General features: G+C 71.0%; 14 protein-coding genes. 8 read left to right on the top strand and 6 right to left on the bottom strand.

The genetic code is table 11. The features are described 5' to 3' along the window. Window positions 1-37: 37 nt before the first annotated feature. The 4 genes from gabT to ACVKXF_RS04940 are packed head-to-tail and all read left to right on the top strand — an operon-like array spanning window position 38 to window position 4,511. Window positions 38-1,399 carry a 4-aminobutyrate--2-oxoglutarate transaminase gene (gene gabT, locus ACVKXF_RS04955; protein ID WP_456795050.1) on the top strand — a complete coding sequence of 454 codons (1,362 nt, stop codon included), beginning with the start codon at window positions 38-40 and terminating at the stop codon, window positions 1,397-1,399. Next, complete coding sequence (locus tag ACVKXF_RS04950; RefSeq protein WP_456795049.1) at window positions 1,396-2,928, top strand: NAD-dependent succinate-semialdehyde dehydrogenase; 1,533 nt, start codon at window positions 1,396-1,398, stop codon at window positions 2,926-2,928. The genes gabT and ACVKXF_RS04950 overlap by 4 nt, the downstream gene beginning before the upstream one ends. Then, window positions 2,925-4,313, top strand: a complete 1,389-nt coding sequence (locus ACVKXF_RS04945) for a flavin monoamine oxidase family protein (RefSeq protein WP_456795048.1) — start codon at window positions 2,925-2,927, stop codon at window positions 4,311-4,313. The genes ACVKXF_RS04950 and ACVKXF_RS04945 overlap by 4 nt, the downstream gene beginning before the upstream one ends. A gap of 36 nt (window positions 4,314-4,349) precedes the next feature. Then, a complete protein-coding gene (locus ACVKXF_RS04940) occupies window positions 4,350-4,511 on the top strand; it encodes a hypothetical protein (protein ID WP_185021274.1) in 162 nt (53 codons plus the stop codon). An 84-nt stretch (window positions 4,512-4,595) separates the two neighbouring features. Here the strand turns inward: ACVKXF_RS04940 and ACVKXF_RS04935 are convergent, their stop codons facing one another. The 4 genes from ACVKXF_RS04935 to ACVKXF_RS04920 form a co-directional block, all read right to left on the bottom strand. Beyond that, entirely contained in the window at window positions 4,596-5,954 is a 1,359-nt protein-coding gene (locus tag ACVKXF_RS04935) for an NAD-dependent succinate-semialdehyde dehydrogenase (RefSeq protein WP_396289731.1), read from the bottom strand. 20 nt (window positions 5,955-5,974) lie between these two features. Further along, complete coding sequence (locus tag ACVKXF_RS04930; RefSeq protein ID WP_123311242.1) at window positions 5,975-7,396, bottom strand: APC family permease; 1,422 nt, start codon at window positions 7,394-7,396, stop codon at window positions 5,975-5,977. Window positions 7,397-7,529: 133 nt separating this feature from the next. Next, window positions 7,530-8,624 (bottom strand): agmatine deiminase family protein, encoded by a 1,095-nt coding sequence (locus ACVKXF_RS04925; protein ID WP_456795047.1) that lies wholly within the window; start codon window positions 8,622-8,624, stop codon window positions 7,530-7,532. Next, the gene (locus ACVKXF_RS04920) at window positions 8,621-9,655 is read right to left on the bottom strand and encodes a nitrilase-related carbon-nitrogen hydrolase (RefSeq protein WP_456795046.1); all 1,035 of its coding nucleotides are present in this window, start codon (window positions 9,653-9,655) and stop codon (window positions 8,621-8,623) included. The genes ACVKXF_RS04925 and ACVKXF_RS04920 overlap by 4 nt, the downstream gene beginning before the upstream one ends. Before the next feature lie 161 nt (window positions 9,656-9,816). Between ACVKXF_RS04920 and ACVKXF_RS04915 the strand changes: the two genes are divergently transcribed. The 3 genes from ACVKXF_RS04915 (at window position 9,817) to ACVKXF_RS04905 (ending at window position 11,874) form a co-directional block, all read left to right on the top strand. After that, the gene (locus tag ACVKXF_RS04915) at window positions 9,817-10,305 is read left to right on the top strand and encodes a hypothetical protein (RefSeq protein WP_456795045.1); all 489 of its coding nucleotides are present in this window, start codon (window positions 9,817-9,819) and stop codon (window positions 10,303-10,305) included. 203 nt (window positions 10,306-10,508) lie between these two features. Then, a complete protein-coding gene (locus ACVKXF_RS04910) occupies window positions 10,509-10,949 on the top strand; it encodes a VOC family protein (RefSeq protein ID WP_456795044.1) in 441 nt (146 codons plus the stop codon). 106 nt (window positions 10,950-11,055) lie between these two features. Then, window positions 11,056-11,874 (top strand): SDR family oxidoreductase, encoded by an 819-nt coding sequence (locus ACVKXF_RS04905; RefSeq protein ID WP_456795043.1) that lies wholly within the window; start codon window positions 11,056-11,058, stop codon window positions 11,872-11,874. Between the two features lie 12 nt (window positions 11,875-11,886). Here ACVKXF_RS04905 and ACVKXF_RS04900 read toward each other — a convergent pair whose 3' ends face one another. Continuing rightward, complete coding sequence (locus ACVKXF_RS04900; protein WP_340196622.1) at window positions 11,887-12,729, bottom strand: helix-turn-helix transcriptional regulator; 843 nt, start codon at window positions 12,727-12,729, stop codon at window positions 11,887-11,889. Window positions 12,730-12,856: 127 nt separating this feature from the next. On the opposite strand from ACVKXF_RS04900, the gene ACVKXF_RS04895 reads away from it, so the two are divergent. Beyond that, on the top strand, window positions 12,857-13,789 hold the full coding sequence (locus tag ACVKXF_RS04895; RefSeq protein ID WP_456795042.1) for an SDR family oxidoreductase: 933 nt from the start codon (window positions 12,857-12,859) through the stop codon (window positions 13,787-13,789). Here ACVKXF_RS04895 and ACVKXF_RS04890 read toward each other — a convergent pair. Further along, window positions 13,782-14,435: a hypothetical protein gene (locus tag ACVKXF_RS04890; protein WP_340196624.1), complete on the bottom strand. Its 654-nt coding sequence runs from the start codon at window positions 14,433-14,435 to the stop codon at window positions 13,782-13,784. The genes ACVKXF_RS04895 and ACVKXF_RS04890 overlap by 8 nt on opposite strands. Window positions 14,436-14,649: the final 214 nt, after the last annotated feature.

Below are 14,649 nucleotides of genomic sequence, written 5' to 3'. Positions count from 1 at the left end.
AGCCGTCCGGGCCGCCGCAGGCTCCTACGATCGCCGCATGTCCTCCACCGCAGCACCCTCGATCAGTGCGCCCACCGGCGGCCCCTCGCTGCCCCAGGAGCGACGGCTCGTCACGGCCGTCCCCGGCCCGCGGTCACGCGAGCTCATGGCGCGGAAGGCCGGTGCCGTCGCGGCCGGGGTCGGCGTCGCCGTGCCGATCGCCGTCGTCGCTGCCGGTGGTGGGGTCGTGGTGGACGCCGACGACAACTCGTTCGTCGACCTCGGGTCGGGCATCGCCGTGACGAGCGTCGGCAACGCGCACCCCGGTGTCGTCGCCGCGGTCACCGAGCAGGTCGCTGCCTTCACCCACACGTGCTTCACGATCGCCGCCTACGACGGCTACGTCGCCGTCGCCGAGGCCCTCAACCGCCTGACCCCCGGTGACCACGAGAAGCGGACGGCCCTGTTCAACTCCGGCGCCGAAGCCGTCGAGAACGCCGTGAAGATCGCGCGCAAGCACACCGGTCGACAGGCCGTCGTGGTGTTCGACCACGCGTACCACGGTCGGACGAACCTGACGATGGCGCTCACCGCGAAGAACCAGCCGTACAAGGACGGCTTCGGACCGTTCGCGCCCGAGGTCTACCGGGTGCCGATGTCCTACCCCTTCCACGACGGACTCTCCGGTCCCGAGGCGGCGAAGCGCGCGATCAGCCAGATCGAGAAGCAGGTCGGCGCGGCGAACACCGCTGCGCTGCTCATCGAGCCGATCCAGGGTGAGGGCGGGTTCGTCGTCCCCGCACCGGGCTTCCTCACCGCCCTGTCGGAGTGGACGACGACCAACGGCGTCGTCCTCATCGCCGACGAGGTGCAGACCGGCTTCGCGCGCACCGGGGCGATGTTCGCGAGCGAGCACGAGGGGATCGTGCCGGACGTCGTCACGACCGCGAAGGGCATGGCCGGCGGTCTGCCCCTGTCCGCCGTGACCGGTCGTGCCGAGATCATGGACTCCGCCCACGTCGGCGGGCTCGGCGGCACCTACGGCGGCAACCCGATCGCGTGCGCCGCCGCGCTCGCCGCGATCGACGCGTTCGAGCACGACGGGCTGATCGACCGCGCCCGCGAGATCGGGGACGTGCTGCTCGGACGGCTCCGGACGGCGCAGACGACCGACCCGCGGATCGGTGACGTCCGCGGACGCGGCGCGATGGTCGCGATGGAACTCGTGGACCCCGCGACCGGCGAACCGGACGCCGCACTGACCGGGAAGGTGGTGCGGCACGCGTTCGAGCACGGTGTCATCGCGCTGACCGCCGGCACGTACGGCAACGTCGTCCGGTTCCTGCCCCCACTGTCGATCGACGACGCCCTGCTCCACGAGGGACTCGACGTCGTCCTGGAAGGACTCGCAACAGCATGACCACCGTCACCACCACCGCCCCCGCGGCCGACCGCACCGACGCCGAACGCGAGCTGCTCGCGCGCGTCCCCACGGGCCTCCTGGTCGACGGCGTCTGGCAGCCGGCGGCCGACGGCCGGACCTTCGCCGTCGACGACCCCGCCACCGGCGAGACGCTGCTCGACATCGCCGACGCAACCCCCGAAGACGGTGTCCGAGCCCTCGACGCCGCGGAAGCAGCCAAGAGGGGCTGGGCGACCACGCCGCCGCGACAGCGCGCCGAGCTGTTGCGGCGCGCGTTCGACCTGCTCCAGGAACGACGGGAGGACTTCGCGCTGCTCATGACGCTCGAGATGGGCAAGCCGCTCGCCGAGGCCCGCGGCGAGGTCGCCTACGGCGGCGAGTTCCTGCGCTGGTTCTCGGAGGAGGCCGTCCGGATCGGCGGTTCGTACGGCGTCAACCCGGAGGGCATCGGCCGCGCCACCGTCTCGCACAAGCCCGTCGGTCCCGCGTTCCTGATCACGCCGTGGAACTTCCCGCTGGCGATGGCGACGCGGAAGATCGCACCGGCGCTCGCCGCCGGCTGCACGGTCGTCGTGAAGCCGGCCGAACTGACGCCGCTCACGACCCTGCTCTTCGTCGACCTGCTGCGCGAGGTCGGACTGCCCGCCGGCGTGGTCAACGTGGTGCCGACCACCCGCGCCGCCGACGTCTCCGGGCCGGTGATCGCCGACCCCAGGCTCCGGAAGCTGTCCTTCACGGGCTCGACGCCGGTCGGACGCACGCTGCTCGCCCAGGCGGCGCAGAACGTGCTCCGGACGAGCATGGAGCTCGGCGGCAACGCCCCGTTCCTGGTGTTCGCCGACGCCGACCTCGACCTGGCCGTGGAGGGCGCGCTCGCCGCGAAGTTCCGCAACACCGGGCAGGCCTGCACCGCCGCGAACCGGTTCCTGGTGCACGAGGACGTCGTCGACGAGTTCGCCCGCCGGGTCACCGTACGCGTCGAGGCCATGCGGGTCGGACGCGGTACCGAGGACGGCGTCGCCATCGGACCGCTCATCGACGACCGCGCCGTCGACAAGGCGCACCGCCTGGTCACCGACGCGCTCGACCGCGGGGCGACGCTCCGCACCGGCGGCCACCCGGTCGACGGCCCCGGCACCTTCTACGCGCCCACGGTCCTGACCGACGTGCAGCCCGGCAGCGACCTGCTCCGCGACGAGATCTTCGGTCCCGTCCTGGCGATCCGGACCTTCCGCACCGAGGACGAGGCCGTGGCCGCCGCCAACGACACCGAGTACGGTCTGGTCGGCTACGCGTTCACCGAGGACCCGGCTCGCGGCCAGCGCCTCATGGAGCGCCTCGAGACCGGCATGCTCGGACTCAACACCGGTGTCGTCTCGAACGCGTCGGCCCCGTTCGGCGGGGTGAAGCAGTCCGGACTCGGTCGCGAGGGCGGCGGCGAGGGCATCGCCGAGTACCTCGAGACCATGTACACGCTGACCCCGGACCCGTTCCGGAGCACCACCACCGAAGGAGCAGCACGATGATCGAGAGCGACGTCGTCGTCATCGGAGCCGGTGTCACCGGCCTGACCGCCGCGAACCGCCTGCGCGCGGCGGGGCTCACCGTCACGGTGCTCGAGGCCCGCGACCGCGTGGGCGGGCGCACCTGGACCAACGACATCGACGGCGTCACGCTCGAGATCGGCGGCCAGTGGGTCTCGCCCGACCAGACCGCGCTGCTCGAGACCCTCGACGAACTCGGACTCGACACCTACGACCGGTACCGCGAGGGCTCCAGTGTCTACGTCGACGCCGCGGGCACCCGCACCGAGTACACCGGCGACATCTTCCCGCTGCCCGAGGCGACGGCGAACGAGATCGAGCGGCTCGTCGAGGTCGTCGACGAGTACGTCGCGGCGGTCGATCCCGCACGACCCTGGGAGACCCCGGACGCTGCCGCACTGGACGAGACCTCGTTCCGGGCCTGGCTGCACACGCTCAGTCCGGACCGCGTCGCCACCGACAACGTCGAGCTGTTCATCGCGGGCGCCATGCTCACGAAGCCCGCGCACGCGTTCTCGGCACTGCAGGCCCTGCTGATGGCCGCCTCCGCCGGCAGCTTCGCGAACCTGGTCGACGCCGACTTCATCCTGGACAAGCGGGTCGTCGGCGGGATGCAGCAGGTGTCCGAGCGGCTCGCCGAGCGCCTCGGTGACGCCGTGCACCTGAACGCGCCGGTGCGCACCCTGCGCTGGACCGACGAGGGGGTCGTCGCGCTCGCCGACGGCGGCCTCGAGGTGCACGCCCGGCAGGCGCTCGTCGCCGTGCCGCCGCCCCTGTACTCGCGGATCTCGTACGAGCCGCCGCTGCCCCGTCGCCAGCACCAGCTGCACCAGCACCTGTCGATGGGCTTCGTCATCAAGGTGCACGCCGTCTACGACCGGCCGTTCTGGCGCGGCGCCGGGCTCTCCGGCACCGCGTTCAGCCCCTACGAGGTCGTGCACGAGGCGTACGACAACACCGAGCACGGCTCCGAGCAGGGCACGCTCGTCGGGTTCGTCTCCGACCAGCACGCCGACGACCTGTTCACGCTGTCGGCTGAGGAACGGAAGGCCCGGGTGCTCGGCTCGCTCGCGCACTACTACGGCGACGAGGCCCTGCGCCCGGTCGTGTACTACGAGAGCGACTGGGGCACCGAGGAGTGGACCCGTGGCGCCTACGCGGCGAGCTTCGACCTGGGCGGGCTCGTCCGCTACGGCGCCGACCAGCGTGCAGCCGTCGGTCCGATCCGGTTCGCGTCGAGCGACCTGGCCGGGCAGGGGTACCAGCACGTCGACGGTGCGGTGCGGATCGGGCGCGAGGTCGCCGACGAGATCCTCGCCGTGACCCCGGTCAGCGCCGGCGCAGGGGCTGCCGGCTCGTCCGTCTGAACGGGCGCAGCGACGGTCGCGCGTAGCGTCCGGTCCATGAGCGACACGACGGCGAACGGGTCCAGCGACCCCACGAAGGACCAGGAGCAGTACACCGAGGACCTGCCGGACGGGTCGCCCACGGGCGACGCGACGAAGGACCCCGCGCAGGACAGCGACACGGACTCCGGCGGCGAGCCCGCCGACCCCCAGCAGTAGCGGCGACCGACGAGCAGACGGGAGGCCCGTGGCGAGACCGCCGCGGGCCTCCCGTCCGTCGTGGAGCCGGGTCGAGAGCGTCCGTCAGCCGATGCGGATCAGCTTCTTGTTGACGAACTCGTCGGCCCCCAGGGGGCCGAGCTCGCGGCCGAACCCGCTCGCCTTGACGCCGCCGAACGGCAGTTCCGGGCTGTCCGCGCCGACGATGTTGACGTAGACCATGCCGGCCTCGAGCCGGTCCGCGACGCGGAGTGCCTGGTCGGCGTCCGTGGTGAACAGGTACGAGCCGAGCCCGTACGGGGTGTCGTTGGCGAGTGCCACGGCGGCGTCCTCGTCGTCGACCCGGTACACGGCGGCGACGGGACCGAAGAACTCCTCGCGGTAGGCGTCGTTGTCCGGCGTGACGTCGGTCAGGATCGTCGGCACGAAGGCATTGCCCTGGCGGTCGCCACCCGTGACGACCGTGGCACCCTGCTCGACGGCCGCGGCGAGCTGCTCCTGCAGCCGGTCGGCGGCGGCCGGCGAGGACAGCGGGCCGAGCTCGGCACCGGGCGTGCTCGGATCCGTCGGCGCGACCGCAGACATCGCGGCGGTGAACTTCGCCAGGAAGTCGTCGTACAGGTCGTCCACCACCAGGAAGCGCTTCGGGGCGTTGCAGACCTGTCCGTTGCCCTCGAGGCGGGTGGTGACGGCCGACTCGACGACGGCGTCGAGGTCGTCGGTGGACAGCACGATGAAGGGGTCCGATCCACCGAGTTCGAGCACGACCTTCGTGAGGTTCCGGCCCGCGATCTCGGCGACGGCGGCGCCGGCGCGGGCGGAACCGGTCAGCGAGACGCCCTGCACGCGTGGGTCGGCGATGACGTCGGCGGCCTGGTCGTTCGTCGCGAAGACGTTCGTGTAGGCGCCCTCGGGGAACCCGGCGTCGTGGAAGACGCGCTCGATCGCCAGCGCCGACTCGGGGCACTGGGGCGCGTGCTTGAGCAGCACCGTGTTGCCGATGAGCAGGTTCGGACCGGCGAACCGGGCGATCTGGTACGCCGGGAAGTTCCACGGCATGATGCCGAGCAGCACGCCGATCGAGGACTTCCGGATGAAGGCGCTGCCCTCGGAACCGTCCGCCAGGGTGATCGGCTGGTCGGCGAGGAACTCCTCGGCGTGGTCGGCGTAGTAGTCGTAGATGTCGGCGCAGAATTCCACCTCGCCCTCGGCCTGGTCGATCGGCTTCGCCATCTCGCGCACGATCGTGGCGGCGAGCTCGGCGTGCCGCTCGCGGTACAGGTCGGCGACGCGGTGGAGCAGGGCGGCGCGGTCGGCGACGGTGCTGGTGCGCTCGCGGTGGGCGCGGTCCGCGACAGCGATCGCCGCCCGGAGCTCGTCGTCGCTGATGGTCGGGAACGTCTCGAGGGTCGTGCCCGTGGTGGGGTCGGTGACGGCGTACATGGCGTCCTCTCGTGGTGCGGTCAGGCCTGGTCGGTCAGCTGCTTGTTCACACCCGTGACGGGCTGGTTCTCGTCGAAGCCCTTCGGTGCGACCCGGAAGCCCTTCGTGATGACGAGCAGGTAGGCGAAGCCGATCGCCGCCCACACTCCTCCTGCGATCAGTGCGTCGGCGTGGAGCTGCGACCAGAGCACGCCGGTCAGGACCATCGCGAGACCCGGCAGCACGATGTACTTCCAGCGGTCGCCCGCCGTGTGACGACGGCCCTGCCGCACGGCGAAGTGCACGATCACCGTGGCGTTGACGAACGTGAACGCGACGAGGGCGCCGAAGTTGATGTAGGCGGCGACCGTGTCGAGCGAGAAGCTCATCGCGAGCAGGGTGACCGCGCCGACGAACACGACGTTGAAGACCGGGGTGTGGGTCCGCGGGTGCACGTAGCCGAAGACGCGCTTCGGCAGGACGTTGTTCCGACCCATCACCATGAGCATCCGGGCGACGCTCGCGTGCGACGCGAGCCCGGACGCCAGCGCGGCAACGAACCCGGCCGAGACGAGCACCGCCTGGAACACCGGACCGCCCACGAGCAGGCCGATCTGCGGCAGCGGGTCGTCGGTGAACTCGCCGAACGGGGCGTTCGTCGGGAACCGCAGCTGCGCGAAGTACGCCGACACCAGGAAGATCGCGCCGCCGAGCAGCACCGTCAGCATGATCGCCTTCGGCATGATCCGGATCGACTTGGCCTCTTCGGTGTACATCGTCACCGCGTCGAAGCCGATGAACGAGAAGCAGACCACCGTCGCGCCGGTGAGCAGCGCCGACATCGTCACACCGTCGTGCACGAACGGTTCGGCGCTGACGATCGTGCCGGCACCCGCGCCGTGCGTGAGCTCGATCACGGTGAAGACCACGAACGCGATCATCGCCAGGATCGCGCCGACGAGCAGCACCATGTTGAGGTTCGACGTGCCACGCATCGACAGGCAGATCACCGTCGTCACGAACACCGTGTAGACGACGACCGTCACCCACGGGGGCAGCGCCGGGAACACCTGCTCCAGGTAGAGCCGGATGATGAGGGCGTTCACCATCGGCAGCAGCAGGTAGTCGAGCAGGGACGCCCACCCGACCATGAAGCCGAGGTTCGGGTGCATCGACTCCCGCACGTACGTGTACGCGGAGCCGGCGGCCGGGTAGACGCGGACCATCTTGCCGTAGCTGATCGCCGTCAGCGCCATGATGACCAGCGCGATCAGGTACGCGCTCGGCACGGCGCCGTCGGTCTGCCCGGAGACGATGCCGAAGGTGTCGAACACCACCGTCGGGGTCATGTAGCCGAGGCCCAGGCCGACGATCGCCCAGAGCCCGAGGCTCCGCTTCAGGGAGCCGCCGCGCGCAGGTGGTGCCGAGGCCGTCGGTGCGGGGACCGCGGTCGGTGATGCCATGTGACTTCCCTGCTCTTCGGGGCCGGGCAGCGTCGCCCGGGCCGGTTCGGAGCACCATACCGACGCTCCGGCGCCGTGCGGACCGGCCGCGGTGTACAGGCATCGGGGAGTCGCTGTACACCGCGGCGATGGCTCAGACCGCCGGCTGTTGCTGCGTGATGCAGTGCAGCCCGCCGCCGCGCGCGAAGACCTCGCGGGCGTCGATCGAACGCACCTGACGGCCCGGGTACACGTCGGCGAGGATGCCGCGGGCGCGGTCGTCGGCAACGGGGTCGCCGAACGCGCAGGCGATCACGGCGCCGTTCACCACCACGTGGTTGACGTAGTTCCAGTCGACCGGGCCGTCGTCGTCAGTCAGGGTCGACGGTGCCGGTAGTTCGACGATCGTCGCGTCCGTGGCCTGCTCGAGTGCCCGACGGATCTGCGGCATCACCAGGTGGTCCGGGTGGCCGGCGTCGGGCTGCGCGTGCAGCAGGAGGGTGCGGGACGGCGTGGTGGCGTTGGTGCCGCTGGTGCCGCTGGTGGCCCTGGTGCCGCTGGTGGCCCTGGTGCCGCTGGTGTCACTCGGGGCGCCCGCGAACGTCGCGACCATGTCGACGTGGCCCCGCGTGCCGAACCCGTCGTAGTCACGGGTCAGGCCGCGGGGCAGCCAGACCACGTCCGTCGCGCCGATCGTCCGGGCCAGCTCGAGTTCGATGCGCTCGCGGTCGGCGTACGGGTTCCGTCGCGGATCGAGCTGCACGGTCTCCGTCACCAGGACGGTGCCCGAGCCGTCGACGTGGATCGCCCCGCCCTCGTTCACGAGCAGCGACGGGATCCGCTCGGCACCGGCGGCGGCCGCGACCGTGGCAGCGACCTCGGCGTCGCGGGTCCACGTCGACCACGGGTTCGCGCCCCAGCCGTTGAAGACCCAGTCGACTGCGCCGAGCTCGCCGGTCACGTCGTCGACGACGAACGTCGGCCCGATGTCGCGCATCCAGAAGTCGTCCAGGGGCGCTTCGAGCACGTCGACCTGCTCCGACAGCAGCCGGCGGGCGTCGCTGCGCGCCACCGGGTCCACGACGATCGTGACGGGCTGGTGCTCGCTGATCGTGTTGGCGGTGGCCGCCCACGCCACTCGCGCGGCTTCGGCGCTCGCCGCGTCGTCACCGAGCGTCAGGCCGGGTCGCGGGAACGCCATCCAGGTGCGTTCCTGCGGAGCCGTCTCGGGAGGCATCACCCACGTCATGCGGACACCTCCGGTCCGGCGTCGGTCGCCGCCACCCCGATGGCCGCGTCGATCGCGTCGCGTGCGCCGAACGCGTGGCGGTCCTCGTCGACCGGGGTGACGAGCCCCGCGTAGAGGTCCGGGCGACGGGTCACGTAGAAGGGGAACAGTCGGAGCCACTCCGTCCGCGCCTCGAGGTCGAGGTCCGCCACGAGCACCGCGTCGGCGTCACGCGGTGCCTCGGCGAGCACGCGGCCGAACGGGTCCGAGATGAACGACGACCCGTAGAAGGTGATGTCGCCCTCGTCGCCCCACCGGTTCGGCACGACCATGAACTGGCCCGCGGTGATGCCGTTCGCGACGATGACCTGCCGCCAGATCGGCGCGGTGTCGAAGTCCGGGAACGTCGGCTCGGAGCCGATCGCCGTCGGGTACACCAGGACCTCGGACCCGGCGAGGCCGTAGGAACGGGCCACCTCGGGGAACCACTCGTCCCAGCAGGTCGGCAGCCCGAGGCGTGCGCCGAGTCCGGCGGGCTCGTACACCGGGAAGGCATCGTCGTCCGTCCCCGGGCGGAAGTACGTGTCCTCGTGGTAGCCGGCGCTGATCGGGATGTGGGTCTTGCGGGTCCGGCCGACCAGGGTGCCGTCGGGGGCGACGAGGACGGCGGTGTTGTAGCCACGGGGGTCGTCTGGCTGGTCGTCGTCGGCAGGCCGCTCGTACAAGGAGGCGTGGACGAACACCTCGTGCTCGATCGCCTGTGCGCGGGCGAAGGCCACCGTCGGGCCGTCCTCGAGCGATTCGGCGAGGTCCTTCGGGGTGCCGGTCGCCGGGGTGTCGCCGGGGTAGCGGCGCAGGGTGAGCTCGGGGAGGAACACGGCGGTCGCGCCGGTGGCGGCAGCGGTGGCGATGCCGTCGGCGAGCTGTGCGCGGTGGGCAGCGGGGTCCTCGAGCCAGTGCGTCTGCACGAGGGCGACGCGGGTCGTGCGGCGTGGTCTGCCGGTGTCCTGGTGCAGCGGAGACCGGTGTGGGGGAGCGATGACGACGTCCATCCCGCCATTGTTGATCGCATGGTCAACGAGCGCAAGGTCCACTTCCACCAGTCCCGTCGCGGGTCGTCCTTGGTCAGCTGCCGGAGCGAGCTCCTTGCCGCTGCAAGCGCCGGGAAGGTGGGATCGAGTTTGGCGAGCAGCGAGAGCATGCCGTTGAAGCGATGTCGGACATCGACCTGGAGGAGGTTGTCGTGGTGCGCGACGCGGTTTCTCAGCCGACGCAGCATCTCGACGAGCTTCACCCACGATCCGAACATCAGTTGCGCCACGACGTCGTCGTGGCTGGGTGGCGTACCGCATCTCGGGTGGCTCGATGGTCGTTCCGCCATCTCCTGAGCGGCTCGGTTGCGAGCGTCCACGAGCTGCCGCCGGAGCAGCGAGTACAGAGGGTCGACAGTGACGCCGGCCGAGGACCACTCCGGAACGCCTCCACTCTTGACGCTCCAGGCGGACAGTTCGATGTTGATCGCGTTCCGCACAGCTATCTCGACGAAGGCGATCTGTCCGTGCAGTGCGCCGGCCAACTGCGCGGCCCAAAGGTACAGATCGACGGTACGGCACCGGTCGCCGTCCGCGGCGTCGATGTAGGTTGCGAGCCGCGCGGGGCTGACGAGACGCTCGAGGGCGTCCGGTTGACTGAGCTGCGCTGAGGTCATAGCGTTGTGTTCACGAGCGTCAGGCTTGGACTGACGTGCTTACCTCGAAAACCCCCCGCTCAGCGGGGGGTTTTCTGTTCGTCCGGTGGCAGATCCGGGGCTCGTCATCAGCATGCATCTCGCAACGCTAGGAGTCCGGCGGCGTTGTGGGAATCAACCTTGCGATGGCAATGATCGTTCACGAGTTGGGTGGGGTGATGAGCGAACCCATCGTCACGCCCCTCGGCTTCGCGCACGTGCGCCTCACGGTCACCGACATCCACCGCAGCAAGGCCTTCTACGAGCAGCTGTTCGGCATGCCGCCCGGCAGTGACTTCAGCGACCAGATCGACGACCCGACGATCCACGACGACCCGTGGCGGACCTACGGCGGGTGCTCGTTCACGTTCGGCGGGCAGACGCTCGGCCTGCGACCGGTCGCCCCCGCCGAGGACCGGTTCGATCCCGACCGAGTCGGCCTCGACCACGTGTCGTTCCGCGTCGGGTCCGTCGACGACCTGCACGCCGCCGTCGAGCGGCTGGACGCGGCCGGCATCGAACACGGCGACGTCACCGACCTGCCGCCGTTCGGGCTGGTGATCCTGTCCGTGCAGGACCCCGACGACGTCAACCTGGAGTTCGCGGCGCCGCGGCCCTGAGCCTCGGTGCGCCGGTGTCCGCTTGCCGCGTCCGTCACCCGGACCTCCAGGTGCCCCGGAAGCGGGGAGCGTTGCCTGATCGCGTCAGATCTCAGGAGGAGACAGCATGAGCAAGACCTGGTTCATCACCGGATCGTCGAAGGGCTTCGGCCGCGAGTGGACGGAAGCGGCACTCGAGCGCGGGGACTCCGTCGCCGGGACCGCGCGCAACCCCGACGACGTGCACGACCTCGTCGACCAGTACCCGGACAGGTTCCTCGCGCTGCAGCTCGACGTGACCGACCGTGCAGCCGCCTTCGCCGCGGTCCAGCGTGCCGCCGAGCACTTCGGCTCCCTCGACGTCGTCGTCAACAACGCCGGCTACGGCCACTTCGGCATGGTCGAGGAGCTCACCGAGGACGAGGTGCGCGCGCAGCTCGAGACGAACCTGTTCGGTGCGCTCTGGGTCACCCAGGCGGCGCTGCCGATCATGCGCGAGCAGGGGTCCGGGCACGTCATCCAGGTGTCGAGCATCGGCGGGATCAGCGCGTTCCCGACGGTCGGGGCGTACCACGCGTCGAAGTGGGCGCTCGAGGGGATCTCGCAGTCGCTGTCCCAGGAGGTCGCGGGCTTCGGCATCCACGTCACCCTCGTCGAGCCCGGCGGGTTCTCGACGGACTGGTCCGGTCCGTCCTCGAAGCACAGCGAGGAGATCGCCGCCTACGCCGACGTGCGCGAGGCCGCGTCCAAGCGCCCGTCCGCCGCCGACCCGGGCAAGCCCGAGGCGACCCGGTCGGCGATCCTGAAGGTCGTCGACGCGGACGAGCCGCCGCTGCGGGTGTTCTTCGGCAAGGCGCCGCTCGGCATCGCGGAGCGTGACTACGAGTCGCGGTTGGCCACCTGGCGTGAGTGGCAGCCGGTGGCCGAGGAGGCACACGGCGCCTGACGAGCTCCGAGGTCAGGCGCGACCGACCGCCGAGCCGACCACGGCGAGCAGCCGGAGTCGCTCGGCGGTCTCGCTGCCGGGCTCGGCGGTGTACACGAGCAGGTTCTGCGAGCTGTCGGGGTCCTGCAGCACCTGGCACTGCAGGGTGAGCAGCCCGACCTCGGGGTGGCGGTAGGTCTTCACGTCACGCGGACGGATGCCGACCTCGTGGCGTGCCCAGACCTCGCGGAACTCCTCGCTCGTCGCGAGCAGCCGTTCGGCCAGGTGTGCGGCCCGGGAGTCGGGTCCGCGGCGGGCGATGACGGTGCGGAGGCCCGATGCGTACATCCGGGACAGGAAGGGGTGGTCTTCGACCGGGTGGACGCCCCGGGACGCCGGGTCGGCGAACCACCGGTACCCGATGCTCCGGTCGTCGCCCCGTCGGCCGCTGGCGTCGCCGGTGAGTTCGGCTGCGAGGGACGTCTGCTGCAGCGTCTCGCCCAGCTCGGTGACGATCTCGGCAGGACTGTCCGCGAGCCGGTCGAAGATGCGCATCATGCCGGGGCTGACGTGGTCGCCGCCGGAGGCCGCGGTCGGGGGCTCGTGTCCGGCGAGGCGGAAGAGGTGGTCGCGCTCCGCGATCGTGAGACGCAGGCCCTGCGCGATCGATGCGAGCATCTGGTCGGACGGCTGCGGTCCACGCTCCCGTTCCAGCCGCGCGTAGTAGTCGGCGGACATGTTGCTCAGCAGCGCCGCCTCCTCGCGCCGCAGCCCGCTCGTCCGACGGCGCTGGCCCCGGGGCAGCCCGACGTCCTCCGGCTGCAGGGCCGTCCGACGGCTGCGGAGGAAGTCCGCGAGGGATGCTCGGTCGATCATGCGCCCATCCTCTCCCGGGGCGTCGACCGTAGCCACGGATCGTCAGGCCGTGGTTGCGTGTGCACGACGCGGCGACGATCGTCTCGGGTGCCGGATCGGGTGCTCACCACGACGGAAGAGGCGGACCATGGCACGGAACGAACGACTCACCCTCCCGGACCTCGGCGGACGCCGGGTCCTGGCGACCGGAGCGAGCGACGGCATCGGGCTCGAGATCGCCGCGCGCTTCGCCGGCGCCGGAGCGGAGGTGGTCGTGCCGGTGCGCAACCGCGACAAGGGCGCTGCTGCCGTTGCCCGGATCACCGCGCAGCACCCGGATGCCTCCGTGCTGCTCGAGGACCTGGACCTCTCCTCGCTGGAGTCCGTGTCGACGCTCGGGGAGCGGATGCGGTCCGAGGGCACGCCGATCGACGTCTTCGTGGGGAACGCCGGCGTGATGAACCCGCCCGAGCGGCAGACGACCCGGGACGGCTTCGAGCTGCAGTTCGGCACGAACCACCTCGGGCACGTCGCGCTCGTCGGCGCCCTGCTCCCCCTGCTCCGTGCCGCCGACGGTCGGGTCGTGATGCAGTCGAGCGTGGCGGCGCAGCGGGCCTCGATCCGGTGGGACGACCTGCAGTCCGAGCTGGACTACGACGTCGCGCGGGCGTACGGGCAGTCGAAGCTCGCGTGCGCGCTCTTCGCCCTCGAGCTCGGTCGGAGGAGCCGGGCCGGTGGGTGGGGGATCACGAGTGCGGTCAGCCACCCCGGCGTCGCACCCACGAGCCTGCTCGCCGCACGCCCGGAGATCGGACGCTCGAGCGACACCGTGGCCGTCCGGCTGATCCGCTGGCTGTCGGCGCGCGGGCTCCTCGTCGGGACACCGGCCTCGGCGGCGGAGCCGGCCCTGCTCGCGGCGACCGACACGGACCTCGACGGAGGCTTCGTCGGTCCGACCGGACCCGGGCAGCTCGGCGGACCGGCCGGCCGTCGGAAGCCCTGGGCGCCGTTGCTCCGCGATGACGACGCCGCTCGCCTCTGGGACGTGTCGGAATCACTCGTCGGGAGTGCGGTCAGCTGATGATGTTCACCGCGCGAGAGATCACGAGTGCCAGCAGGATGAACCCGCCGAGTGCCTGGTAGGCCATGATCATCTTCGCCCGGACGGTCATCGGCATGGTGTCGGTCGGGCTGAACGCGACCATGTTCGTCATCGCGACGTAGAGGTAGTCGAGGTAGACCGGTCGCCACGCAGCGGTCTTCGGGTCGGTCTCCTGCGGGAACTGGAAGTCTGCCTCGTCACTCGTCCACAGCTCCGGACGCCGTCGGGCCACCGGCCCGCCCCGGTCGAGCTCCCAGTAGACGAGTCCGAACGCGATGATCGTGCTCACCCACACCTGCAGGGCGGTGAGCAGGACGGCACCGCCGTCGGCGTGGCCACCGAGGAGCACCTCGATCGTCCGGACCACGGTCAGCTGGTTCGCGACGGTGAGCAGGATCGCCAACGAGAAGGACACCCACCGCGACCAGGTCGTCTCGCGGGTCAGTCGTCGCGGGTTGAAGACGACGAGCGGGATCAGCAGCAGGACGCCGAGCACCGGGACCACCCACGACGGGAAGAACAGCACCTCGCTCGGCAGGAACAGGCTGAGCCCGAGGTTCACCAGGACGGCGATCGCCACCGGCGCGCGGTGCTCGTGCCGGGGTGTGGTCCGCGTCGTCGTCACGGCTCCGAGTGTGGCACTCGAACATCGTTCCGGGCCCGTGCGATCCGTGAGTGTCCGGTCAGTAGGACACCCGTGTCGCTCTCACCGGCACCTGGAACATCAGTAGGCTGGTGGCGGGCCGCGTCACCGCCGGAGCGTGGCCCGAGCAAGGATGAAGCCCACCGCTGGGCAAACAGCGATGGGCTTCGATTTGCTCTCCGAGTGGAGAACGAGG

It is taken from the genome of Curtobacterium sp. PvP017 (assembly GCF_054060195.1).
This window is presented reverse-complemented; position numbering and strand designations above follow the sequence as displayed.

What these genes read in the sequence shown, in the direction of transcription:
- ACVKXF_RS04900 (WP_340196622.1), bottom strand. Translation starts at nt 12,729, where the DNA reads ATGATCGACCGAGCATCCCTCGCGGACTTCCTCCGCAGCCGTCGGACG.
- ACVKXF_RS04910 (WP_456795044.1), top strand. Translation starts at nt 10,509, where the DNA reads ATGAGCGAACCCATCGTCACGCCCCTCGGCTTCGCGCACGTGCGCCTC.
- ACVKXF_RS04895 (WP_456795042.1), top strand. Translation starts at nt 12,857, where the DNA reads ATGGCACGGAACGAACGACTCACCCTCCCGGACCTCGGCGGACGCCGG.
- ACVKXF_RS04945 (WP_456795048.1), top strand. Translation starts at nt 2,925, where the DNA reads ATGATCGAGAGCGACGTCGTCGTCATCGGAGCCGGTGTCACCGGCCTG.
- ACVKXF_RS04920 (WP_456795046.1), bottom strand. Translation starts at nt 9,655, where the DNA reads ATGGACGTCGTCATCGCTCCCCCACACCGGTCTCCGCTGCACCAGGAC.
- ACVKXF_RS04940 (WP_185021274.1), top strand. Translation starts at nt 4,350, where the DNA reads ATGAGCGACACGACGGCGAACGGGTCCAGCGACCCCACGAAGGACCAG.
- ACVKXF_RS04935 (WP_396289731.1), bottom strand. Translation starts at nt 5,954, where the DNA reads ATGTACGCCGTCACCGACCCCACCACGGGCACGACCCTCGAGACGTTC.
- gabT (WP_456795050.1), top strand. Translation starts at nt 38, where the DNA reads ATGTCCTCCACCGCAGCACCCTCGATCAGTGCGCCCACCGGCGGCCCC.
- ACVKXF_RS04925 (WP_456795047.1), bottom strand. Translation starts at nt 8,624, where the DNA reads ATGACGTGGGTGATGCCTCCCGAGACGGCTCCGCAGGAACGCACCTGG.
- ACVKXF_RS04905 (WP_456795043.1), top strand. Translation starts at nt 11,056, where the DNA reads ATGAGCAAGACCTGGTTCATCACCGGATCGTCGAAGGGCTTCGGCCGC.
- ACVKXF_RS04915 (WP_456795045.1), top strand. Translation starts at nt 9,817, where the DNA reads ATGTCGGACATCGACCTGGAGGAGGTTGTCGTGGTGCGCGACGCGGTT.
- ACVKXF_RS04930 (WP_123311242.1), bottom strand. Translation starts at nt 7,396, where the DNA reads ATGGCATCACCGACCGCGGTCCCCGCACCGACGGCCTCGGCACCACCT.
- ACVKXF_RS04950 (WP_456795049.1), top strand. Translation starts at nt 1,396, where the DNA reads ATGACCACCGTCACCACCACCGCCCCCGCGGCCGACCGCACCGACGCC.